23 protein-coding genes and 2 riboswitches are annotated in these 22,920 nt (G+C 71.5%); of the genes, 6 read left to right on the top strand and 17 right to left on the bottom strand.

Annotated elements, in window-relative coordinates:
* Positions 1 to 89: 89 nt before the first annotated feature.
* The 3 genes from CP969_RS26505 to CP969_RS26495 form a co-directional block, all read right to left on the bottom strand.
* Positions 90 to 1,259 carry a cysteine desulfurase family protein gene (locus CP969_RS26505; protein WP_016824553.1) on the bottom strand — a complete coding sequence of 390 codons (1,170 nt, stop codon included), beginning with the start codon at positions 1,257 to 1,259 and terminating at the stop codon, positions 90 to 92.
* Between the two features lie 85 nt (positions 1,260 to 1,344).
* Entirely contained in the window at positions 1,345 to 1,611 is a 267-nt protein-coding gene (locus tag CP969_RS26500; protein WP_004983184.1) for a hypothetical protein, read from the bottom strand.
* 73 nt (positions 1,612 to 1,684) lie between these two features.
* Positions 1,685 to 1,852, bottom strand: coding sequence for a hypothetical protein (locus CP969_RS26495; protein ID WP_016824554.1), 168 nt, complete (start codon positions 1,850 to 1,852; stop codon positions 1,685 to 1,687).
* A 113-nt stretch (positions 1,853 to 1,965) separates the two neighbouring features.
* On the opposite strand from CP969_RS26495, the gene CP969_RS26490 reads away from it, so the two are divergent.
* A complete protein-coding gene (locus tag CP969_RS26490; protein ID WP_016824555.1) occupies positions 1,966 to 2,628 on the top strand; it encodes a TetR family transcriptional regulator in 663 nt (220 codons plus the stop codon).
* Positions 2,629 to 2,736: 108 nt separating this feature from the next.
* Here the strand turns inward: CP969_RS26490 and CP969_RS26485 are convergent, their stop codons facing one another.
* From CP969_RS26485 to CP969_RS26440, 10 genes are all read right to left on the bottom strand, one after another.
* Positions 2,737 to 3,597, bottom strand: a complete 861-nt coding sequence (locus tag CP969_RS26485) for a thioesterase family protein (protein WP_004983187.1) — start codon at positions 3,595 to 3,597, stop codon at positions 2,737 to 2,739.
* Positions 3,598 to 3,751: 154 nt separating this feature from the next.
* Entirely contained in the window at positions 3,752 to 4,408 is a 657-nt protein-coding gene (locus CP969_RS26480) for a trimeric intracellular cation channel family protein (protein ID WP_016824557.1), read from the bottom strand.
* 122 nt (positions 4,409 to 4,530) lie between these two features.
* Positions 4,531 to 5,964 (bottom strand): ABC transporter ATP-binding protein, encoded by a 1,434-nt coding sequence (locus tag CP969_RS26475; protein ID WP_016824558.1) that lies wholly within the window; start codon positions 5,962 to 5,964, stop codon positions 4,531 to 4,533.
* The gene (locus CP969_RS26470) at positions 5,961 to 6,962 is read right to left on the bottom strand and encodes an ABC transporter ATP-binding protein (RefSeq protein ID WP_016824559.1); all 1,002 of its coding nucleotides are present in this window, start codon (positions 6,960 to 6,962) and stop codon (positions 5,961 to 5,963) included. Before CP969_RS26470 ends, CP969_RS26475 begins: the two co-directional genes overlap by 4 nt.
* Positions 6,963 to 6,968: 6 nt before the next feature.
* Complete coding sequence (locus tag CP969_RS26465; protein WP_004983194.1) at positions 6,969 to 7,928, bottom strand: ABC transporter permease; 960 nt, start codon at positions 7,926 to 7,928, stop codon at positions 6,969 to 6,971.
* 1 nt (position 7,929) lies between these two features.
* On the bottom strand, positions 7,930 to 8,934 hold the full coding sequence (locus CP969_RS26460; protein ID WP_004983196.1) for an ABC transporter permease: 1,005 nt from the start codon (positions 8,932 to 8,934) through the stop codon (positions 7,930 to 7,932).
* Positions 8,935 to 9,049: 115 nt separating this feature from the next.
* On the bottom strand, positions 9,050 to 10,720 hold the full coding sequence (locus tag CP969_RS26455) for an ABC transporter substrate-binding protein (RefSeq protein WP_004983197.1): 1,671 nt from the start codon (positions 10,718 to 10,720) through the stop codon (positions 9,050 to 9,052).
* 427 nt (positions 10,721 to 11,147) lie between these two features.
* Positions 11,148 to 11,936, bottom strand: coding sequence for an enhanced serine sensitivity protein SseB C-terminal domain-containing protein (locus tag CP969_RS26450; protein WP_004983200.1), 789 nt, complete (start codon positions 11,934 to 11,936; stop codon positions 11,148 to 11,150).
* A 141-nt stretch (positions 11,937 to 12,077) separates the two neighbouring features.
* Positions 12,078 to 12,848, bottom strand: a complete 771-nt coding sequence (locus tag CP969_RS26445; RefSeq protein WP_026084862.1) for an enhanced serine sensitivity protein SseB — start codon at positions 12,846 to 12,848, stop codon at positions 12,078 to 12,080.
* Positions 12,849 to 12,915: 67 nt separating this feature from the next.
* Entirely contained in the window at positions 12,916 to 13,584 is a 669-nt protein-coding gene (locus CP969_RS26440; protein WP_016824561.1) for an AAA family ATPase, read from the bottom strand.
* A 222-nt stretch (positions 13,585 to 13,806) separates the two neighbouring features.
* Positions 13,807 to 13,907, top strand: a riboswitch (glycine riboswitch).
* A riboswitch (glycine riboswitch) is annotated at positions 13,908 to 14,033 on the top strand.
* Between the two features lie 104 nt (positions 14,034 to 14,137).
* On the opposite strand from CP969_RS26440, the gene gcvT reads away from it, so the two are divergent.
* From gcvT to CP969_RS26420, 4 genes are all read left to right on the top strand, one after another.
* Complete coding sequence (gene gcvT, locus CP969_RS26435) at positions 14,138 to 15,265, top strand: glycine cleavage system aminomethyltransferase GcvT (RefSeq protein WP_016824562.1); 1,128 nt, start codon at positions 14,138 to 14,140, stop codon at positions 15,263 to 15,265.
* A gap of 126 nt (positions 15,266 to 15,391) precedes the next feature.
* On the top strand, positions 15,392 to 15,769 hold the full coding sequence (gene gcvH, locus CP969_RS26430; protein ID WP_004983210.1) for a glycine cleavage system protein GcvH: 378 nt from the start codon (positions 15,392 to 15,394) through the stop codon (positions 15,767 to 15,769).
* Between the two features lie 14 nt (positions 15,770 to 15,783).
* Positions 15,784 to 17,043 (top strand): serine hydroxymethyltransferase, encoded by a 1,260-nt coding sequence (gene glyA / locus CP969_RS26425; RefSeq protein WP_004983212.1) that lies wholly within the window; start codon positions 15,784 to 15,786, stop codon positions 17,041 to 17,043.
* Positions 17,044 to 17,243: 200 nt separating this feature from the next.
* Positions 17,244 to 18,611 (top strand): L-serine ammonia-lyase, encoded by a 1,368-nt coding sequence (locus tag CP969_RS26420; RefSeq protein WP_016824563.1) that lies wholly within the window; start codon positions 17,244 to 17,246, stop codon positions 18,609 to 18,611.
* 56 nt (positions 18,612 to 18,667) lie between these two features.
* On the opposite strand, the gene CP969_RS26415 is transcribed toward CP969_RS26420, so the two are convergent.
* Positions 18,668 to 19,918, bottom strand: coding sequence for a DUF6236 family protein (locus tag CP969_RS26415; protein ID WP_223887107.1), 1,251 nt, complete (start codon positions 19,916 to 19,918; stop codon positions 18,668 to 18,670).
* A gap of 331 nt (positions 19,919 to 20,249) precedes the next feature.
* On the opposite strand from CP969_RS26415, the gene CP969_RS26410 reads away from it, so the two are divergent.
* Entirely contained in the window at positions 20,250 to 20,807 is a 558-nt protein-coding gene (locus CP969_RS26410; protein ID WP_016824564.1) for a glycoside hydrolase family 25 protein, read from the top strand.
* 43 nt (positions 20,808 to 20,850) lie between these two features.
* On the opposite strand, the gene CP969_RS26405 is transcribed toward CP969_RS26410, so the two are convergent.
* The 3 genes from CP969_RS26405 to CP969_RS26395 all read right to left on the bottom strand — a co-directional run bounded on the left by CP969_RS26405 (position 20,851) and on the right by CP969_RS26395 (position 22,917).
* Positions 20,851 to 21,585: an NADPH-dependent F420 reductase gene (locus tag CP969_RS26405; RefSeq protein WP_223887106.1), complete on the bottom strand. Its 735-nt coding sequence runs from the start codon at positions 21,583 to 21,585 to the stop codon at positions 20,851 to 20,853.
* A 128-nt stretch (positions 21,586 to 21,713) separates the two neighbouring features.
* Positions 21,714 to 21,926 carry an EF-hand domain-containing protein gene (locus CP969_RS26400; RefSeq protein ID WP_016824565.1) on the bottom strand — a complete coding sequence of 71 codons (213 nt, stop codon included), beginning with the start codon at positions 21,924 to 21,926 and terminating at the stop codon, positions 21,714 to 21,716.
* Positions 21,927 to 22,002: 76 nt separating this feature from the next.
* The gene (locus tag CP969_RS26395) at positions 22,003 to 22,917 is read right to left on the bottom strand and encodes a helix-turn-helix domain-containing protein (RefSeq protein WP_016824566.1); all 915 of its coding nucleotides are present in this window, start codon (positions 22,915 to 22,917) and stop codon (positions 22,003 to 22,005) included.
* Between the last annotated feature and the right edge of the window lie 3 nt (positions 22,918 to 22,920).

Here is a 22,920-nt window from a genome sequence, read left to right as displayed (position 1 = left end):
CTCCGCACGCCCGTCCGTCGCGTCCGGTGCGTGTCGGTCACGTCCGTCGCGTCTGCCACGTCCGGCACGTCCGGCACGTCGTCGCGTCCTTACGTCAGGCCGGCCACCCGCGCCCGCTCCACCGCCGGGCCGATGGCCTTGGCCAGGGCCTCCACGTCGGCCTGGGTGGAGGTGTGGCCGAGGGAGAAGCGGAGGGTGCCGCGGGCCAGCTCGGGGTCGGTGCCGGTGGCCAGCAGGACGTGGCTGGGCTGGGCGACGCCGGCGGTGCAGGCGGAGCCGGTGGAGCACTCGATGCCCTGGGCGTCGAGCAGCAGGAGCAGGGAGTCGCCCTCGCAGCCGGGGAAGGTGAAGTGGGCGTTGGCCGGAAGCCGCCCCCCGGGCGCGGGGTCCCCGCCGAGGAGGGCGTCCGGGACGGCCTCGCGGACCGCAGCGACCAGGGCGTCGCGCAGGGCGCCGATCTCGCGGGCGAACCACTCCTGCTGCTCGGCGGCCAGCCGTCCGGCGACCGCGAAGGAGGCGATCGCGGGCACGTCCAGCGTGCCGGAGCGGACATGGCGCTCCTGACCGCCGCCGTGCAGGACCGGCACGGGGGTGTGCTCACGGCCCAGCACCAGCGCGCCGATGCCGTACGGACCGCCGATCTTGTGGCCGGACAGCGTCATCGCGGCGAGCCCGGAGGCGGCGAAGTCCACCGGGACCTGGCCGAAGGCCTGGACCGCGTCGGAGTGCAGCGGAACGCCGAACTCGGCCGCCGCCTCGGCGAGTTCGCGGACCGGCAGGACGGTCCCGATCTCGTTGTTGGCCCACATGACCGTGGCGAGGGCGACGTCGTCGGGGTTGCGGGCGACGGCCTCGCGCAGGGCGTCCGGGTGGACCCGGCCGTGGGAGTCGACCGGCAGGTACTCGACGGTGGCGCCCTCGTGCTCGCCGAGCCAGTGGACGGCGTCGAGGACGGCGTGGTGCTCGACGGGGCTGGCGAGGACCCGGGTGCGGGCCGGGTCCGCGTCGCGGCGGGACCAGTACAGGCCCTTCACGGCGAGGTTGTCGGCCTCGGTGCCGCCGGAGGTGAAGACCACCTCGCTGGGGCGGGCGCCGAGGGCTTCGGCGAGGGTTTCGCGGGCCTCCTCGACGGTGCGGCGGGCCCGGCGGCCGGCCGCGTGGAGCGAGGAGGCGTTGCCGGTGACACCCAGGTGCGCGGTGAGTGCCTCGACCGCCTCGGGAAGCATCGGGGTGGTCGCGGCGTGGTCGAGGTAAGCCATGGTGGGGCCGATTCTACGGGCCCCGGCGCTCCGGCTCCGGGTCGCGGTCGGCCGGGATGCGGCGCCGGCTCACGGGCTCACCGGCTCACAGGCTCCACGAGAACGTCTGGTCCGCCTGGACGAACGCCATCAGGACCAGCAGGTCGGCGACGCCGAGGCCGAGTCCGAGGAGGGCACGGCCGCGCCGGGTGGTGCCCCGCCACAGCGCCGCGCCCGCCAGCACGATGGCGAGCGGGCCGAGGACGACGTTGAGGACGAGCAGGCCCAGCAGACCCAGGACGAACGACGCGACGGCCATGCCGTCGGTGTCCCGGAAACCGGTGCGGCGGTTCGCCGGTGCGGTGAGCTGCATGGTGATCGACTCCCGTGGTCGGGGTGGTCGGGGTAGTGGGAGGGGTTGGGCCGAGGGGCGGCCCTGCGGAGCGTCAGTGCGCCGAGCTGCCGCGACCGCGGCCGTGACGCTCGCGCAGGGCGAAGAGGCCGAGCCAGACGGCGATGACGGCGCCCACGGCGACGGAGAAGGAGAGCGGCGCGTGGGCCACGGTGCCCAGGAGCACGCCCAGCAGCAGAAGGGTGGCGACCAGGAACAGCATGGGTCGGATCCCACCTTTCGGTGAACGGTTGCAGTTACAGTTGTTCACTGACCACTCAGACTAGTACCCGTCACGGCTTCCCCATTCCGGAGAACGGCTGTTGACTGCATGGCATGAGTCACACCCTCGGCATCCGGCAGGCCCAGAAGCAGAAGACCCGGCGGGCACTCCTCGACGCGGCCCTGGAACTGCTCGAGGGGCAGAGCCTGAGCAGTCTGGGCCTGCGTGAGGTGACCCGTGCCGTGGGGGTCGCCCCGACCGCCTTCTACCGGCACTTCCGCTCCGTCGCGGACCTGGGCGTGGCGCTGGTCGAGGAGGCGCTGGACAGCCTGCACCCGACGATCCGGGCGACGGTGTCCACGGCCGGCGACGGCGAGGAACGCATCGCGCGCGCCGTCGCGCTGATCGCCGCTCATGTGGACGCGTACCCCGCACACGTCCGGTTCATCACCCGGGAGCGGCACGGCGGGGTCCGGCCGGTCCGGGAGGCGATACGCGAGCAACTCGCCCGGTTCGCCGAGGAGGTCGGGGAGGCGCTGGCCGACGACCCGGTCTCCGTGGGCTGGAGCGAGGACGACCGGCTGATGCTGGCCCAGCTCTACGTCGACCAGATGCTCGCCACGGCCTCGCTCTTCCTGGAGGCGCTGGAGGCGGAGGCGGGCCCGCCGGAGCGGGAGCGCGTGACGCGGCTGGCGGCCCGTCGGCTGCGGTTGATCGGCATCGGCCGCCGGCACTGGCTCGACGGACCGGCCGAGGGCGGCCGCGGCATCCCATGACGACGACACCGGCACCCCGTGACGACGGCTCCCCACGACGACGGCCGCCCCGGGAGCGGGGCGGCCGTCGTGGGCAGGCGTCGCGGCGGCGGGCCGAAGGCGTGCGGCTCAGCCCAGCCGTACGCGCGCGAGCTGGCGGGACTGGGCCACCAGCCGGTCGGCGCTGTCCCAGACCTCGGCGTCCTCCTCCAGGAAGCCGCCGGCCAGGTTGCGGGTGGTGATCGACACGCGCAGCGGGCCCGGCGCGGGACGGCAGCGCACGTGCACCGTCAGCTCCACGGTGGGGACCCAGCCGGAGAGCCCGAGCTCGAAGGCGGTGGGCGGCAGCGCGTCCACCGCGAGGAGCAGCGAGAGGGGATCGGGGTCGCGGCCGTCGGCGAGCCCGAACCAGGCCCGCATCTCCCCCTTGCCGGAGGGCTTCCCGAGCGCCCAGCCCAGGGTCGACGGATCGAGCTTGAGCATCAGCCGGTCGGCGATGGCGGAGCTGCCGTCGATGGGGGTGGGTCCGTCCTCGGGGCCGAAGCACTGCTCCATCGGAGGGATCACGGGCGGCCGGGCCGCCGTACGGACGTCGTCGGGGAGGGAGGCCAGGTCGCCGTAGGAGGCGAGGACGCGGATGCGCTCGACCTCCCGGCCCTGCTCGTCCCGCTGGAACAGGGACGCCTGGCCGGTCGACAGGGTCCGTCCGGTGCGCACGGTCTCGGTGCGCACGACCGCCGGGCCCGGCTGGGAGGCCGTCAGGTAGTGCGCCGAGAGGGTGAACGGGTCTGGGTGCGGCAGGGCGTCCGCGAGCGCGCGGCCCAGGACGGCCAGCAGATAGCCGCCGTTGACGGCGCTGATGATCGTCCAGCCGGCGGACAGGTCGATGTCGTAGACGCCGGGCGCGCGCGGCGTCACCGCGGTGTCGCGGTCGAACTCACTGGCGCCGATCATGGCCCGGACGGCCGGGGCAGAGGCTGCTTCTGGCATGGCTGCACAGTACAAGAGGAAAATACTAAGCGGTAGCTTTGCTCGGATCGGGAGACCGGAATGTGGCCGATCTCCCGTCGGCCGTCCGGCATGCGGACACCGGCCTCGCCGGGACCCGTTCCTCCGCGCCCACCCCGGCCGCGTCTCCGGGGCCCTACTCGTCCCGGACCGCCGAACGCCGCTGCCACGCTCGGGGCGCCCGCCAGTGGTAGTGCAGCGCGAGCAGCCGCAGCATGAAGGTCGTGGCCGCGGCGAGGCCGCTGGTCATCGCGTTCAGCGCGTCGTAGCGGAGGAACAGCGCGACCATGGCGGCGCCGACCATGGCCGGGACCGCGTACAGGTCGCGGTCCCAGCGCAGCAGCGAGGGCACCTCGTTGGCGAGCACGTCGCGCAGCACACCGCCGCCCACCGCGGTGGCCAGGCCCAGACAGGCGGAGGCGGTCAGGCCGAGCCCGTAGTCGTACGCCTTGGTCGTGCCGACGACGCAGAACAGCCCGAGGCCGGCCGCGTCGAAGACGTTGACGGCGGCCTGGATGCGCTCCACGTGCGGGTGGAGGAAGAAGACCAGGACCGTGGCGAGCAGCGGGGTGAGGAAGTACCCCAGGTCCGTGAAGGCGGCGGGCGGCACGGCGCCGATGACCAGGTCGCGGAAGAGTCCTCCGCCCAGGCCGGTGACCTCGGCGAGCACGGCCATGCCGAAGACGTCGAGGTTCTTGCGTACGGCCAGCAGGGCGCCGGAGATCGCGAAGACGAAGATGCCGATCAGGTCGAGCGCGTGCAGGACGGACGGGCTGAACAGTTGTTGGAGCACCCTTACATTCTCGCCCAGCAAGAACCCCTCGCCTTGCAAAGCAAGGCGAGGGGTGGTGTGAGCTTGCCGTCCGGGAACCGATCGGGCGAAGTCCCGGACTCCGGCGGAGACTTGGCGACCGACTACACGGCCTTCTCGGCCTTCTCGGCCTTCTCCGAGGTCTCGGCCTTCTTGGCCTTCTTGGCCTTCTCCGGGGTCTCGGTCTTCTCCGAGGTCTCCGCCTTCACGGCTTCCCCGGTTTCCTCGGTCTTCTCCGAAGTCTCGGTCTTCTCGGCTTCTTCTGAGGACACGGCCTTCTCAGAGGCCTCCGTCTTCACGGCTTCCTCGGTCTCCTCCGAAGGCTCAGCCTTCTCGGCCTCCTCCGAAGGCTCGGCCTCCTTCGAAGTCTCCGCCTTCTCCGCAGCCTCGACCTTCTCGGCCTCCTCCGCCGATCCGGTCTCCATCTCCAGCTCCGGCGGCCCGGGCTGCTCCGGCACCGTCGCCGTTCCGGTCTCCTCGGAGACCGGGTTGTCCTCCACTCCCTCGCGCGTCGCCGCCACGACCTCGCCCGTGGTCCGCTGCAGCGTCCCGGCCGCGATCTCCTCGGCGTAGTGGCAGGCCACCCGGTGGCCGCCGCCGACGTCCCGCAGCTGGGGCCGTTCGGTCGAGCACCGCTCGGCCTGGGCCCAGGGGCAGCGGGTGTGGAAACGGCAGCCGCTGGGCGGGTTCGCCGGCGAGGGCAGGTCACCGGTGAGCAGGATGCGCTCGCGGCGGTCCTCCACCTCCGGGTCCGGCACCGGCACGGCCGACATCAGGGCCTTGGTGTACGGGTGCTTCGGCTCGGCGTAGAGCGCGTCGCTCGGCGCCTCCTCGACCAGCGAGCCCAGGTACATCACGCCGATCGTGTCGGAGATGTGCCGGACCACCGCGAGGTCGTGGGCGATCACCACGTAGGTCAGGCCGAGCTCCTCCTGGAGCTCCTCCAGCAGGTTGATGACCTGGGCCTGGATCGACACGTCGAGCGCGGAGACCGGCTCGTCGCAGATGATCACGTCCGGTTCGAGGACGAGCGCGCGGGCGATGCCGATGCGCTGGCGCTGACCGCCGGAGAACTCGTGCGGGTAGCGGGAGAGCGCGTTGGAGGGCAGGCCGACCCGCTCCAGGATCGCCTTGATCTTCTCCCGGCGCTCCTCCTGGTCCTTGCCGATGCCGTGGGCGACCATGCCCTCGCTCAGGATCGACTCGATGTTCTGCCGGGGGTTGAGCGAGCCCAGCGGGTCCTGGAAGACCATCTGGAGCCGGCGCCGGAAGCGGCGCATCTCCTCGCCGGGCAGCTTCGCCAGGTCGGTGCCGTCGAGGACGACCGAGCCCTCGGTGATGTCCACCAGCCGCAGCACCGACCGCCCCAGGGTGGTCTTGCCGCAGCCGGACTCGCCGACCAGACCGTACGTCTCACCGGCCTCGACCTTCAGGGACACCCCGTCCACGGCGTAGACGTGGCCGACCGTGCGGTCGAACAGGACGCCCTTCTTGATGGGGAAGTGGACCTTGACGCCGTCCAGTTCGAGCAGGCTCATGCGGGGACCTCCTCGGCCTTCGCGTCGTCGAGTACGGGGTTGACGCACCGCACCTGATGGCCGGCCGCACGGGGCTCGGTGAGCTGCGGGGTGCCGGTCAGGCAGCCCATCTCGTACCGGTCGCAGCGGGGCGCGAAGGCGCAGCCGTCGGCCCAGGCGATGCGGTCGTTGATGGAGCCGCGGATGGGGTTGAGCGGCTCGCCCCGGGGAGCGTCCAGACGCGGGATGGAGCCCAGCAGTCCGTGCGCGTAGGGGTGGGTGGGGTGGGCGAACAGCTCGCGGCGCCCGGAGGACTCCACGACCTTGCCCGCGTAGAGCACGTTGACCTGGTCGCAGAGGCCGGCGACCACGCCGAGGTCGTGGGTGATCATCAGCAGGGCGGTGCCCTCCTGGTCCACGAGCTCCTTGAGCAGCTCCAGGATCTGCGCCTGGATCGTCACGTCGAGGGCCGTGGTGGGCTCGTCGGCGATGAGCAGGCGCGGGGCGCAGGCCACCGCCATGGCGATCAGCGCGCGCTGGCGCATGCCGCCGGAGAGCTGGTGCGGGAACTCCTTGAGCCGCCGGGTCGGGTCGGGGATGCCGACCCGGTCCAGCAGGTGGGCGGCCTCCTTGCGGGCGGCCTCGCCCTTCATCCCGCGGTGGCGCTCCAGGATCTCGGTGACCTGCACGCCGATCGGCACGACCGGGTTGAGCGAGGACAGCGGGTCCTGGAAGATCATCGCCATTTCGCTGCCGCGCAGGTCGCGGCGGGCGGACGGGCTCATCGTGAACAGGTCCGTGCCGTCGAACTCGGCACGGCCGCCGATGGTGAGGCCCTTGTGGGGCAGCAGGCCCATCAGGGCCAGGGAGGTGACGGACTTCCCGCAGCCGGACTCGCCGACCAGACCCACGACCTGGCCCTGGTCGACCTCGAAGGAGATGCCGTCGACCGCCCGGGACTCCTTGCGGCCGCGGCCGCCGAAGGTGACGGTCAGTTCGTCGACAGTGAGCAGAGACATGGTGGTTCAGCCCCTCAGCTTCGGGTCGAGGGCTTCCCGCATGGCCTCGCCGAGGAGGGTGAAGCCGAGGGCGGTGATGATGATGCCGATGGCGGGGTAGATCGCCATCGTGGGGGCGTAGCTGAAGAAGCGCTGCGCCTGGGCGAGCATGACGCCCCACTCGGGGATGGCCGGGTCGGGGTTGCCCAGGCCCAGGTAGGACAGCGCGGCCGCCTCGATGATCGCGGTGGCCAGGGAGAGCGTGGCCTGCACGATCACCGGGCTGAGCGAGTTGGGGAGGATCTGCGAGAGCACGATGCGCCGCTTGCGCACGCCCAGGGACTGGGCCGCGAGCACGTAGTCCGCGCCCCCCTGCGCCAGCATGGCGCCGCGCAGCAGCCGGGCGAACACCGGGACCTGGACCACGCCCACCGCGATCATCACGGTGGTCAGCGACTGACCCATGACGGCGGCGATGGAGACGGCCAGCAGCAGCGAGGGCAGCGCCAGCATCATGTCGATGAAGCGCATGATGGCGGAGTCGACGCGTCGTCCGGTGTCGCCGCCGAGGGTGGCCGCGGCTCCGGAGACGATGCCGATCAGGAAGCCGGCGACCAGGCCGATCAGGGTGGCGACGATGCCGACGAGCAGGGTCTGGCGGGCTCCGACCAGCATCCGGGAGAACAGGTCGCGGCCGAGGTGGTCGAGGCCGAACCAGTTGCCGTCGCGCGCCCCGACGAACTTGCCCTGGTTGGGGAAGACCTCGCTCCGCCAGGTCTGGGCGCTCGGCGAGTAGGGGGCCAGGAGCGGCCCGACGATCGCGATGACGATGAACGCGACGATGATGACGGCACCGACGATCGCCATCTTGCTGGACTTCAGGCGGCGGAAGGCCTCCCGCCAGAGGCTGGCGCCGGTGCTGGTCTCGTTGACGGCCGTCAGTTCCGCGAGACGCTGGATCTTCTCGGTCTTGGTGGCGACGCTCATGTCAGTGCACCCGCACTCTCGGGTCGATGATGCTGTACGCCACGTCCACCAGCAGGTTGATCAGGACGTACACCATCGCGATGAACATGATGAACCCGACGAGCACCGGGTAGTCGCGGCCGTCGATCGACGTCTTGATGAAGTTGCCGATGCCGTTGAAGGAGAACACGGACTCGGTGAGGACCGCGCCGGACAGCAGGGAGCCGGTGAGCAGACCGACCGAGGTGATCACGGGCAGCAGGGCGTTGCGCAGCACGTGCCGACCGCGCACGACGTTGCGCTTGAGGCCCTTGGCCTCGGCGGTGCGGACGTAGTCCTCGTCCTGGACCTCGAGCACGCTGGCGCGGGTCATGCGCACGATGACCGCGAGCGGGATGGAGGCGAGGGTGACGGCCGGCAGGATCAGGTGGTGGAACGCGTCCCAGGAGGCGTCGAACTCGCCGGTGAGCAGGCCGTCCAGCACGGCGAAGCCGGTCACCTCGGTGGCGTCGAGGCCGGTGTCCAGGCGCCCGTAGGTGGGGAAGAGTCCGAGCTTCACGGCCAGGACTTCCTTGAGGATCAGGCCGAGGAAGAAGACCGGGATGCAGATGCCGACGAGCGAGCCGGAGACCGCGCCGACGTCGAGCCAGCCGCCGCGCTTGCGGGCGGCGAGGTAGCCGAGGGGGATACCGATCGCCACGGCGATGAGCATGGCCAGCAGGGACAGCTCCACCGTCGCCGGGAACCTCAGGACGAACTCGTCCAGCACGGGCTGCCCGGTCTGGACGGAGGTCCCCAGGTCGCCCTGGAAGATGCGCTTGAGGAAGCGCCAGTACTGGACGTAGACGGGCTGGTCGAGCCCGAGCGCACGGTTGATGCGCGCCACTTCGGCCTCGGTGGCCCTCTCCCCCAGGATCGCTGAGGCGGGTCCGCCGGGCAGCCGGTCGAGCCACAGGAAGAGCAGTACCGACAGGCCGAGCAGCGTGGGTATGAGCTGGAGCAGTCTTCGTACGACGAGACGCAGCACCCCGCTTGCCCCTTTCTTGCGTGTGTCTTACATGAACGGACCCGCCCGGCCGCCGAGTTGCGACGGCCGGGCGGACCCCCCGTTTTTTGTTCTCTGCCGCTTACGCGTCACGCGCTCACTTGAAGGAGGCCTCGGAGAAGACTTCCTGCGTCAGCGGGGAGACGTTCGGCGGGTTCACGTTCTTGCCGAAGGCGATGGCCGGCGGGGAGGAGGAGATCGGGACACCCGGCAGGTAGTCCATGATGACCTCGTTGGCCTTCTGGTAGGCGGCGGTGCGCTCCTCGGCCTTGCCCATCTTCGAGCCGGCGTTCACGGCGTCGAAGACCTTCTTGTCCTTGAAGCCCCACTGCTTGTCGTACCCGGCGAACCAGGTGCCGATGAAGTTGTAGCCGTCGTTGAAGTCACCGGTCCAGCCGAGCATGTGCAGGGCGCAGGAGCCGGACTCGGTGGCGTCCAGGTAGTCCGGGGCCCACTTCATGGCCTTGGGCTTGACGGTGATGCCGGACTTCTCCAGGTCGGCCTTCATCAGCTCGAACAGGTCCTGCGGGGCAGGCATGTACGGGCGGGTGACCTCGGTCGGGTAGCAGAACTCGATCTCGAGCTTCTCCTCACCGGCCTTCTTGAGGAGGCTCTTGGCCTTGGCGTTGTCGTACGGGTACTTCTTGACCTTCTCGGAGTAGCCCTGGATCGTGTCGGGCATGAACTGGTCCGCGACCTTGCCGCCCTCGGGCAGCTGGGTCTTGACCAGGTTCTCCCGGTCGATGGAGTGCGCGATGGCCTGGCGGACTTCCTTCTTCTTGAGGGCCTTGTTGGCCTCCTGGCTCATGCCCACGTAGAAGAGGTTGAAGACGCCACGGGTCGGGACGACGTAGCCCTGGTCCTCGAGGGTCTTGACGTCGGCCGGAGCGACGAGGTCGTAGCCGTCGATGTCACCGCCCTGGAGCGCCTGGCGGCGGCCCTCCTCGGTGTCGATGGTGCGGAAGACCAGGTTCTTGACCTTCGCCTTGTCGCCCCAGTAGTCGTCGAAGCGCTCGAGGGTGACTTCCTTGTTGCCCTTGTTCCACTTGACGATCTTGTACGGGCCGGTGCCGGCGACCGTGCCGGCCTCCTGGCTGTACTTGGGGTACGTGATGGCGTCGCCCTTGGCGGTCGCCTCCTGCTTCTCGTACTCCTTGATGGCCTTCGGCGAGTGGATCGCCAGGGCGTTGAGGGAGAAGCCGCCGGGGAGGTTGGCGGAGGGCTTCTTGACCTCGATGACGGCGGTGTTCTCGTCCTTCGCGGTGCAGGACTTGTAGTTCGCCTCGGGCGTCTCCTTGTCCTCGTTCTTCGCGAAGCCGCCCATGATGGTCTGCCAGTAGTAGGAGACCGCGCTGGACTGGTAGGTGCCCTTCCAGTTGAACCAGTGGTCGTAGTTGGCGCAGACGGCCTCGGCGTTGAGCGTCTCGCCGTCGTGGAACTTCACGCCCTTGCGGAGGTTGAAGGTCCAGACCGTGCCCTCGTCGTTGCTCGACCAGGTCTCGGCGAGGCCGCCGACCAGTTCGGTACCGCCCGACTCGTGCTCGAGGAGCGCCTCGAACGCCTGGCGCGTCACGCGGAAGGTTTCACCGTCGCTCGCGAGGGCAGGGTCCAGGGAGCCCGGGTCGCCTGCACCGGCGAAGACGAAGGTGTCCTTCTTGCCGCCGCTCTCGTTGTCGCTGTCCCGCTCGCTGGCGCAGCCCGTGGCGATCAGACCGACCGCGACCGCGGCCGTGATCGCCCGAGCGGCTCGGGGCTTGAATATGCGCATACTGGGGCCACTCCGGGTCCGCTATGTGGATGCATCTTGACCGGCCGAACACTACAGACGTTCGCAGGGAGTCAGGAACAGTCCGGATAGCGGTGATACCTACCTGAGATCTGAACACTTGACATAAGGGACTCTTCAGGCGTCCTTTCGCGAGGAGTTAACCCGTTCGACACCTGGGGTGCCGCCCCAAGAGCCGTTCAGAAGGCGCCGAACAGCGTGAAGGCCGGATGAAACCGCAGGTGACAGGCGGTCAGCGGGAAGTAGCCGAGCGCGCATGGCCAAAAATCTGACGCGAAATCAACCTCGGGCGGCGAGGTGGACCCCTCACCGGTACCCCTGTCCACATCGTGGACACGGTGACGCTGCGTCAACACGACGAAGGCCCGGTGCGGCCGACCGCACCGGGCCTTTCGAGGACGCTTCCCGGTCAGCTCCGGTGCGCGGGCGGGTAGCCGTAGCCCGGGGCGGCGGGCGGCACGGCGCCGTGCGCCTCGCGGTCGTAGAACGGCCGCGACCTGGTCCGCAGCCACATCACGACCGGGTCGTGCTCGTCGGACATCGCGACGGTCGACACGGGAAGCCCGTCCGGGACGGCCCCGAGGGACTGCTGCATCATGGCGCGCACCGCGTCGACGGACGGCGGGGAGGTGTCGTACACGTCGAGGCCGATGGCGAGGTAGGGCGCGCCCAGCGCGGGCTGCACCCAGGCGCGGCGCAGCGCGCGGACGGCCGGGGTGCGGTGGGCGTTCTGCGCGAGCAGGGCGTAGAACTGCGGGATCTCGATGCCCGGTTCGGACAGCCTGAGCGGCCCGGCGGGCTGGCGGTCCAGACCGGTGGCGATGCGGCGCAGATCCAGCCAGGGGATGCCCACTCCACCGCCCGGGGCGTGCGGATTGAGCCAGAGTCCGTAGCGGTCGGGGTAGAGCGCGCGGGCCACGTCGAGTCCGTCGACGACCTCGTAGGACCGGTTCCAGCCGCTGGCCGACAGCTCCTGGGCGGAGGTGACGCAGGGCGCGTAGCCGAAGCCGTCCACCTCCATGTTCCCGTACTGGGCGTCCGGGGAACCGGCCTGGCCGTGCCACAGCAGCATCCAGACCTGGCCGGTGGAGGGGGTCGCGAGCGCGCGCAGCAACGCCTCGTAGGCGTCGTAACGCCCGGGCGTCACCTGGCGCAGCATGTGCTCGACCTGCCCGGCCGCCGCGGTGCCAGCGCTCACTTTGTATCGCCCCTCCGTCAACACCTCGCCGGCCAATGAACCTAGCTTAAGCCGCCCGCCGCCCGGTGACCGCTGCCCGTGCGGCACGCGGACGGACCGCCGGTGAGGGCGGGCGGGCGGACGGGACGGCTCCGGGCAGGCTCACGGGACGCGCTGGTAGAAGGGGCGGACCCGGTCGCGCATCCAGTCGCCCACCGGGTCCTGCGCCACGTCCAGCAGGACCAGGTTCACCGGCCACTTCACCGCCGTCCGGCCCAGCGCGCGGCCGAGCGCGTCCATCGGCAGGGTCCGCAGGTCCCCCTCGTCCCACCGGGACAGTTCCACGCCGACGAACAGCACCGGGTCGTCCGTCTCGATCGCGGCGAGGCAGCGGCGGGCGGTGGCCACCACTTCGAGGGTCTCGAACTCCGCCGAGGCCGCGGAGAGGAAGTCCACCGGGTCGTCCTGCCAGTCGGGCTCGAACAGCCGGACCCGGCCGCCGCTCGCCGCGCCGTCCAGCGGGGTGTGCCCGGCCCGGCACAGCTCGGCCACGGCGGGCGGCGGCAGCGGGATGCCCACCACGCCGCCGGGGTTCACCGCGATCCCGGCCTGCGGCGGCAGACCGCGCGCGAACTCCACGGCCGGCGCGACGGTGTACGCCATGTGGGAGCCGACGACCTGGCGGAACTGCTCCTCGGAGCTGAACACCGGGACGTACGCCTGGCCGTCGAGCTCCACCGTGGGCAGGTCGAGCGGGCCGCTGTGCGGGCCGCCGCCGGACGGCAGGGGGACCCAGACGAAGCTGCGGCCCAGCACCTCGACGATCCGGCTGCCCGCCGAGGGGACGCCGAGGGAGGCGGAGAGCACCTCCTCCAGCTCGTTTCCTGGCCATCCGCCATGCGGGTGGGGTTGTGTCTGCGCCGGGAAGTCCATCTGCCTACCGCCTGCCTGGAACCACTGCTGTGGCTCAAAAGGCTAACCGCTGTCGCGCCGCGGCCGGTCAGCCCGTGAAGCCGATGTGGCGCAGCGCGTTCGCCGCGTCCCGGTCGACCAGGACCACCGAGCCGCAGCCGGCCGGCACCTCGCCCCGCTCCACCGCCCGCAGCAGCCGGCCGCTCGCCGCGCGGTGCCGCAGGAACGCGTACCGGGAGACGCCCCGGCCCCGCTCCCGCTGGCCGGCCAGGGCCTGCTGCGGGGGGACGTCCAGGAGCAGCAGGTGCAGGCGCGAGCCCCGGCGCCGGGCCTCGCGGGCCAGCCAGCGGCGCACCCACGCCTGCGTGCCGCAGTCGTGCACGACGACTCCCCCGCCCGTGCGCAGGGCCCCGTGCAGCCCGGCGTAGTGGGCGAGGCGGACCAGCGGGCGGTAGACGGCGTACGGCAGGAAGCGCGGCATACGGCGCTCCCAGAGGTCGCGGGTGTCCTGGGAGTCCACACGGGCGCCGCGCACCGCGCGCCGCATCAGGGTGGACTTGCCGCTGCCGGGCAGGCCGGTGACCACCACGAGGTCGCGGGGCCCGAAGAGCAGGGCGCGCGGGCTGTCACCGGCGCGCTCGCGCAGGTCCTGGACGACCGGCGCGGGCAGCGCGCCGCGGGCCGCCGGGGCCGAAGTGTCCGGCCGTTCGGGCAGCGCGACGCCCGTGGTGGTGGCGCACGCCGTGGTCCTGTTCACCGTGATCGTCCTCCCCTGGGGGCCGGGCACGCCGGTCCTCATCCCCGCCGAGTGTAAAGAGAAGGTAATTCCCGAGCCTCCCGTTTCCGTCCGTGTCCCGAAACAACCCCGCCACAGCCCACTGTGACGGACCGCGCACGCTGTGCATACCCGGTGAAGGTCCCCCTGCCGTGCCCCGGGGATGCGTGCAATGATGGGCGCGCCAACTGCATACCGGCCGTTTGAATCCGCGCGGGAGAGTCCCCGGCACCGTGTGCCGCCGGGGCGCCGAAGGAGCAAGTTCCTCCCTTGAATCTCTCAGGCCCCGATACCGCGCGGGCGAGGCACATCTGAAAAGCGGGCCGCCGCGGCAGTGCTCCGGCGGCTCCACCCAAGGTGCAAGCCGTGGCTCCTCCCCTGTGCGGGCGGTCATGGCGAACCTCTCAGGTTCCGATGACAGATGGGGAGGATCGTCCTCGCCCATCCCCATGTCCGGCTTCTCCCCCGAGCTCTCGACCTCGCTCGAACAGGGGCCCCCGGCGCGGGGGACCCCATCTCCCTGGGAGACCGACCGATGAGCAGTACCGAACTCCGCCGGACCGCGCTCGATGCGCTGCACCGCTCGCTCGGCGCGACGATGACCGACTTCGCCGGCTGGGACATGCCCCTGCGCTACGGCTCCGAGCGCGACGAGCACAACGCCGTGCGCACCAGGGCCGGTCTCTTCGACCTCTCGCACATGGGCGAGATCACCGTCACCGGCCCGCAGGCGGCCGCGTTCCTCGACCACGCCCTGGTCGGCAACATCGGGAGCGTCAAGCCCGGCCGTGCCCGCTACACCATGATCTGCCGCGAGGACGGCGGCATCCTGGACGACCTGATCGTCTACCGGCTCGGCGAGGCCGAGGCCCCCGAGTACCTGGTGGTCGCCAACGCCTCCAACGCCCAGACGGTGCTGGACGCCCTCGTGGAGCGCTCGGCCGGCTTCGACGCCGAGGTGCGCGACGACCGCGACGCCTACGCGCTGCTCGCCGTGCAGGGCCCCGAGTCCCCGGGGATCCTGAAGGGCCTGACCGACGCCGACCTGGAGGGCCTGAAGTACTACTCCGGTCTGCCCGGCACCGTCGCCGGTGTCCCCGCGCTCATCGCCCGTACCGGCTACACCGGCGAGGACGGCTTCGAGCTGTTCGTGAAGCCGGAGCACGCGGTCGGGCTGTGGCAGGCGCTGACCGAGGCGGGCGCCGGGGCCGGCCTGGTCCCGTGCGGGCTCTCCTGCCGCGACACGCTGCGCCTGGAGGCGGGCATGCCGCTGTACGGGAACGAGCTGAGCACCTCCCTGACGCCCTTCGACGCCGGTTTCGGCCGGGTGGTGAAGTTCGAGAAGGAGGGCGACTTCGTCGGCCGCGCCGCCCTGGCCGAGGCCGCCGCCCGCACCGAGCAGAACCCGCCGCGCGTCCTGGTCGGCCTGGTCGCCGAGGGCCGCCGGGTCCCGCGCGCCGGGTACGCGGTCGTCGCCGGCGGCGAGGTGATCGGCGAGGTCACCTCCGGCGCGCCCTCCCCGACGCTGGGCAAGCCGATCGCGATGGCGTACGTCGACGCGGCCCACGCGGCGCCGGGCACCGCGGGCGTCACCGTGGACATCCGCGGCAGCCAGGAGCCGTACGAGGTCGTGGCGCTGCCGTTCTACAAGCGGCAGAAGTGACACCGTCGTAGCGTTTCCGGACAGCCGCCCACGGGTGCGGCCGGGTACTCCGTACCCGCTCACGCGTGCTCCCCGCTGTCCGCCCCCCTCACCAGCAGTCCCACCGCGTACAGGAGAATCCAGGCCATGAGCAACCCCCAGCAGCTGCGTTACAGCAAGGAGCACGAGTGGCTGTCGGCCGCCGAGGACGGCGTGTCGACGATCGGCATCACCGAGCACGCGGCCAACGCGCTCGGCGACGTCGTCTTCGTCCAGCTCCCCGAGGTCGGTGACAGCGTGACCGCGGGCGAGACCTGCGGCGAGCTGGAGTCGACCAAGTCGGTCAGCGACCTGTACTGCCCGGTCTCCGGCGAGGTCACCGAGATCAACGAGGACGTGGTGAACGACCCGTCGCTGGTGAACTCGGCCCCCTTCGAGGGCGGCTGGCTGTTCAAGGTGCGCATCACCGACGAGCCGGCCGACCTGCTGACCGCCGCCGAGTACGACGCCCACATCGCCGGCTGAGGAGTCGTCGCCGCATGTCCCTTCTGAACACGCCCCTGCACGAGCTCGACCCGGCCGTCGCCGCGGCGGTCGACGCCGAGCTGCACCGCCAGCAGTCCACCCTCGAGATGATCGCCTCGGAGAACTTCGCCCCGGTCGCGGTCATGGAGGCCCAGGGCTCGGTCCTCACCAACAAGTACGCCGAGGGCTACCCCGGCCGCCGCTACTACGGCGGCTGCGAGCACGTCGACGTGATCGAGCAGATCGCCATCGACCGCGTCAAGGAGCTCTTCGGCGCCGAGCACGCCAACGTGCAGCCGCACTCGGGCGCGCAGGCCAACGCCGCCGCGATGTTCGCGCTGCTCAAGCCCGGTGACACGATCATGGGCCTGAACCTCGCGCACGGCGGGCACCTGACCCACGGCATGAAGATCAACTTCTCCGGCAAGCTGTACGACGTCGTCGCCTACCACGTCGGCGACGACGGCCGGGTCGACATGGCCGAGGTCGAGCGCCTGGCCAAGGAGAGCAGACCGAAGCTGATCGTCGCCGGCTGGTCGGCGTACCCGCGTCAGCTGGACTTCGCCGCGTTCCGCCGGATCGCGGACGAGGTCGGCGCGTACCTCATGGTCGACATGGCGCACTTCGCCGGTCTGGTCGCGGCGGGCCTGCACCCGAACCCGGTGCCGCACGCCCACGTCGTGACGACCACGACCCACAAGACCCTCGGCGGCCCCCGCGGCGGTGTGATCCTCTCCACGGCCGAACTGGCCAAGAAGATCAACTCCGCGGTCTTCCCCGGCCAGCAGGGCGGCCCGCTGGAGCACGTGGTCGCGGCCAAGGCGGTGTCCTTCAAGGTCGCCGCGAGCGAGGAGTTCAAGGAGCGGCAGCGCCGCACCCTGGAGGGCGCCCGCATCCTGGCCGAGCGCCTGGTCGAGGACGACGTCAAGGCCGTCGGCGTGGACGTGCTGTCCGGCGGCACGGACGTGCACCTGGTCCTGGTCGACCTGCGCGACTCGGAGCTGGACGGCCGGCAGGCCGAGGACCGGCTCCACGAGGTCGGGATCACCGTCAACCGCAACGCGATCCCGAACGACCCGCGTCCGCCGATGGTCACCTCGGGCCTGCGCATCGGCACGCCCGCCCTGGCCACCCGCGGCTTCACGGCCGAGGACTTCGCCGAGGTCGCGGACGTGATCGCCGAGACGCTCAAGCCGTCCTACGACGCCGAGGCGCTGCGGGCACGGGTCACGGCTCTCGCCGAGAAGCATCCGCTGTACCCCGGTCTGCGGTAATTCCGTACGCTTTCCCTTGTACGGACATCCGGGGCATCGCGCACACCGGGTCGGTGAGCGCGATGCCCCGCACCATGCCCCACCCACCTGATCCCCTCCCCGACCCCCTTTCTTCTCGCTCTTCTCGCTCTTGTCGTTCTTCCCGTTCCACCCCTCCCCCGGTGGACAGCGCCGTCCACCGAACCCCTAGGAGTCCTCCCGTGGCCATCTCGGTCTTCGACCTGTTCTCGATCGGCATCGGCCCGTCCAGCTCGCACACGGTCGGCCCGATGCGGGCGGCCCGCATGTTCGCCCGGCGGCTGCGCAACGAGGACCTGCTGGAGTCGGTCGCCTCGGTCCGGGTCGAGCTGTACGGCTCCCTCGGCGCCACCGGCCACGGTCACGGCACGCCCAAGGCGGTCCTGCTCGGCCTGGAGGGCGACTCGCCGCGCACCGTGGACGTGGAGACGGCCGACGAGCGGGTGGAGAAGATCAAGGACGGCGGCCGGATCCGCCTCCTCGGCGAGCACGAGATCGCGTTCTCCTTCGACGACGACCTGGTGCTGCACCGCCGCAAGACGCTCCCGTACCACGCCAACGGCATGGCCCTGTGGGCCTACGACGCGTCCGGCGCCGAGCTCCTGACCAAGACGTACTACTCGGTGGGCGGCGGCTTCGTCGTCGACGAGGAAGCGGTGGGCGCGGACCGCATCAAGCTGGACGACACCGTCCTGAAGCACCCCTTCCGCACGGGTGACGAGCTGCTGCGCCTGACGCGGGAGACGGGCCTGTCCATCTCCGCCCTGATGCTGGAGAACGAGCGCGCCTGGCGGACCGAGGAGGAGATCCGCGCGGGCCTGCTGGAGATCTGGCGGGTGATGCAGGCGTGCGTGACGCGCGGCATGTCCCGCGAGGGCATCCTGCCGGGCGGTCTGAAGGTGCGCCGCCGCGCCGCGAACACCGCGCGCAAGCTGCGCTCCGAGGGTGACCCGCAGGCCCTCGCCATGGAGTGGATCACCCTCTACGCGATGGCGGTGAACGAGGAGAACGCGGCCGGCGGCCGTGTGGTCACCGCCCCGACCAACGGCGCGGCCGGCATCATCCCGGCGGTGCTGCACTACTACGTCAACTTCGTGCCGGGCGCCGACGAGGAGGGCGTGGTCCGCTTCCTGCTCGCGGCCGGCGCCATCGGCATGCTCTTCAAGGAGAACGCCTCCATCTCCGGCGCCGAGGTCGGCTGCCAGGGCGAGGTCGGCTCCGCCTGCTCGATGGCCGCGGGCGCCCTCGCCGAGGTGCTCGGCGGCTCCCCGGAGCAGGTCGAGAACGCCGCCGAGATCGGCATGGAGCACAACCTGGGCCTGACCTGCGACCCGGTCGGCGGCCTGGTCCAGATCCCGTGCATCGAGCGCAACGGCATGGCCGCGGTGAAGGCGGTCACGGCGGCCCGGATGGCGATGCGCGGCGACGGCTCGCACAAGGTGTCCCTGGACAAGGTCATCAAGACGATGAAGGAGACCGGCGCGGACATGTCGGTCAAGTACAAGGAGACGGCCCGGGGCGGGCTGGCGGTCAACATCATCGAGTGCTGAGGGCGCGGGCCCCTAACGGGCCCGCGGCGGCCGGGCGCGTCAGGGGCCCGCGTCCGTCACACGCCCGCCCCGACGCTCCGGCGCAGGGCGCGCCCGATCCGGCGTACCGCGGTGGTGGGCCTCAGCCCGCGCTCGACGCGCAGGAGGAAGCCGACCGGAGAGCCGGCGAGCGCCTCGTCGCGCTGCCGCCGGGCCCCGCCGAGGATGCCCACGGCCGTCGCGCCGGCGCCGGCCACCATGCCGGCCGCGCTGCCCGCCACGGCGCCGCCGATCGTGCCGAGCAGCCCGCTCACCAGGGCCGCCGAGGTGGGTGTGTCGAACGTGGTGCTGACGGAGGTGCTGATCGTCTGGAGGCCGACGCCGTTCATGACCCTGCGCAGCTTCTCCAGCTCGACCTCGAAGTTCCTGTGCGCGGCCTGCCGCACGTACAGGTCCAGTGCCCGGGGACTGCGGATGTCGGCCAGTTCCTCGCGCAGGTCCGCCGCCGTCCGGGCGACGGCGTCCAGGTAGGCGAAGAACTCGGGCTCGTGGTCTCGCCGGAGGTCCACGATCTTCTCGACGGGCACCTCCTCGAGCCCGGCGGGGAGCACGCACCGCACCGACAGCACCCCGATCCGCCCGGCCAGGTCGCCGGTCCCGACCGGGGCCGGGGCGCCGCCCAGGAGAACCGCCGCCATCCGCTCGGCGTCCCAGGCGTCGACGGCCGTGTGGGCGGCCTCCTGGTCGGTGACGGGGAGGAAGGCCGTGCGGGCCGCGAGTTCTGCGGTCAGCGCGCACTTGTAGACCCAGGCGAGCGCCGGGTCCGTCCCCACCCACTCGTGGTACGCGTCATGGCCGGCCCCGTCGGGCACGCGGGGCACCGCCAGTCCGCTGTCGAACAGCGCCTCCTGCAGCTCACCCGACATCTCCTGCGGGTACAGGCCCGCCAGCGGCCGGCCCGAGGGCGAGAAGGACTGCGCGCGGTGACCCGCGGGCATCGGGATGCCGGGCGGCGCGGGCTCGGCGTTCACCACCTCCGCGCGGGGCGGCCCGCCGGTGCCGCGGACACCGAAGCGGCGGCGCAGCTCGGCGCCGTGCTCGTGCACCAGGACCAGCATCTGCCGCGACGCCGCCCCGACCGCCTCGGCGGGGTCGATGTCCTGGACGAAATCGAGAGCGTCCCGCAGGACACGGACGTGCTCCGGGTCCGAGACCCGGAAGCCCTCCGGCACCACCCGGGCCAGTTGCGGCAGGTACAGCGCGGCGGCCTTGATCCACGCCGGGTCGCGGAAGTGGACGTAGGGGTAGTACAGGCCGGTGTGCTGCACGATCACGCTCCTTCGCGGAAGTCCCCGACCGCTGCGGGCAGTTACCCGGTGATGTTACGGACACCGGGCCCTGCCGGTGCGCCGTTCTAGGAGGGGCGCACCCCTGCGACGACGCGCCCGGATGCTGCGCGGGGAGCCGGCCGTGGGTGCGGCGCATTGTTTCCGGGGCGACCGGAGGGGAGCGGGTCCGTGACCGGTCGAGGGCGGTTCTCGACCGGACGTGCCCGCGAGGATCGCGCGTGCCCGCGGTCGGCCGCGCCGACGCGTGGACGCCGCGCGGCGGGGGAATGAACCACTCGACTCCCCCCCACGAGCACGTCAGGGAGCCCGCATGCTGCGTGGCATCGATGTGAGCGCGTACCAGCCCTCCTCCTACGACACCGACGGCCTGTCCTTCGTCTTCGTCAAGGCGACGGAGGGCCGTTCGTACACCAACCCCCGGCTCTCCGCCCAGACGAAGACGGCCCGCGACGCCGGTCTGGTCGTCGGCTTCTACCACTTCCTCTGGCCGGGCAACCTCACGGCCCAGGCGGAGTACTTCGTGCGCAGGGCGCCGGAGAAGCGGGGCGACGTCCTCGCCGTCGACTGGGAGAGGACCGGTGAGGGCACGCACGCGAGCAACAAGGAGAAGGACCGCTTCCTCCGGAAGGTGAAGGAGCTGCGGCCGCACAACCGGGTGATCCTGTACGCCAACCGGGACTTCTGGCTGAACGTCGACACCACCTCCTACGCCGGCGACGGCCTCTGGATCGCCGACTACGTCACCGCGGGCAAGCCCCGCATCGAGGCGAAGTGGCGCTTCCACCAGTACACCGACGACCCGCTGGACCAGAACGTCGCCGACTTCTCCGACGAGGCCGCGCTGAGGGAGTGGGCCGAGGGCGCCTGACCCCCGTGCGCGGGGACGGGGGCCGGGCCCGGGGCACGGACGGCTACGCCCGGAACTCCGGGGTGCGCTCCGGGGACGCCTTCGCCAGGGCCTCGGTGACGGCCTCGACGCCCGCCCTCAGGCCGTAGACCGGGGTGCCGGGCTGCTGGCGCCAGGAGTCGTCGATGCCGCCCGCGTCGACGGTGTCGAAGCCGAGCTCCTCGATCAGGTCCCGCACCTTCCGCTTGGCCGCCGCGTCGTCGCCGGCGACGGGGAGGGCCATCCGGTCGGGGGCCCCGGCGGGGCGGTGGCGGTCCAGGATGTCCTGGGCGTACGTGCCGTTGAAGGCCTTGATCACGGGGTGGCCGAGCTGCCGCTCCGTCCAGCGGCTCTCGGTGAGGCCCTCGTCCTCGATGCCGGCGATCCTCCCGTCCCGCTGCTGCGGGTAGTAGTTGCCGGTGTCGATGACGGCGACGCCCTCCGCGGCCCCGTCGAACAGCCCGGACGGCAGGTCCGGTACGGCCTTCAGCGGCACGGTGACCACCACGACCTCCGCGCCCCGGGCCGCCTCCTCGGCCCGCACCGGGGTCGCGCCGGTCTCCTCGGCCAGGTCCGTGAGCGTGTGCGGGCCGCGGGAGTTGGCGACCGAGACGTCGTGGCCGAGCGACGTGAGCCGCCGCGTGAGGTTCCCGCCGATGTTTCCCGCGCCGATGATGCCGATCTTCATGTCTGACTCGCCTCGCCCTTCCGGGGATCGGTGTCCGTCTCGGTTCCCTTCGGGAACCGTCGTGGTCGGCACCAACCTCCGGACGGGACGGACTATTCCGGCCCTGTGGGCCGTACGGGTGACACCGGTACCGGGCCGGGCACGGCGCAGGGGCCCGGCCCGCGCGCGGAGGTGCGCGGGTCGGGCCCCTGCCGGGGGGCTCACTTGTTCAGGTGGGCCCAGAACTCGTCGAAGGAGAGGACCTTGTCGCCGTTCAGGTCACGGGACTTGATGATCGCTTCTGCGACCGACTCGGTGACGTTCCAGTCACCGCCCCGGGCGAGGGCGGCCTTGAACTCGGCGGCGGTGATGAATCCGTCCCCGTCCGTATCGATCCGCTCGAACTGCTTGCGCGCTTCCTCGATGTCCGCCACCGATCCGCCCCTTTTTTCGTCTCGTGTTTCCGGTGTTCCGCCGGACTCCTCCGGAGTCCTGATGACGCACGTCAGGTTAACCGCCCACGCGGGCCCTCAGCGCGGCGACCACCCACCCGAACTCCGCCTCGTGGGAGGACGGGGGTTCCAGCCCGTTCACGAGCGCGGAGAGCTCCCGGTAGCGGACGAGGCGGGCGTTCGTCGCCGGCACGAGGCGTTCCAGGACGGCGGCCGGGTCGGCGTCGCCGACCAGCGCGCGCAGGACGCCGGCGGCCTGTGGCGAGTCCGGCGCGAGACCCTCCTCGAGCGCGTCGCCCGCGAGCCGCACCAGGCGGCTCATGAACCACAGGGACGTGCCGGCCGGAACGTCCGGGCCCCGGTCCGCCGCGTTGGACTCGATCATCCTGCGCATCGTCGTCCGGAACTCCGGGTCCTGGATCAGCTCGGCCAGTTCCACCCAGGCGTCCACCTGCTCGGGGGTGGGGTCGTCGGGCAGGTCGGCCGCGGCGAAGCGCAGGCGGGTGCGGATGTCGGGGTCCGCCGTGTCGATGCCCTCGAAGACCTCCGCCATGAAGTCCTCGATGATGCGCCTGCGCTCGGTGGTGGACAGGCGGGCCAGTCCGTTCATCAGTGTCGCCTCCTCGGCGGTCGAGCCGCGTCGTGCCACGGTCGACAGCACCGCACGGGTCACCTTCAGCGCCCGGATCTGCGCGTCCAGCGCGGCCACGTGGGCCGCCGCCACCTGCGCGACCGTCGTCTCGCCGGTCAGCACCCGGCGTACGTCGTCCAGACCGAGGCCCAGTTCGCGCAGGGTGCGGATCAGTTCCAGACGGGCGACGGAGCCGGCGTCGTAGAGCCGGTAGCCGCCCGCGGAGCGGGCCACCGGGGGCAGGGCGTCCTCGTCGGACCAGTAGCGGATGGTGCGCACGGACAGGCCGGTGGCCCGGGCGAGTTCGCCGATGGTGAGAAATCCGGTGCCGTCGTCGATCATGTC

The sequence above is a fragment of the Streptomyces viridosporus T7A genome, assembly GCF_008704515.1.
Taxonomy (GTDB): Bacteria; Actinomycetota; Actinomycetes; order Streptomycetales; family Streptomycetaceae; genus Streptomyces; species Streptomyces viridosporus.
The sequence above is the reverse complement of the archived record's forward strand: the minus strand, read 5'-3'. Positions and strand labels throughout refer to the sequence as shown.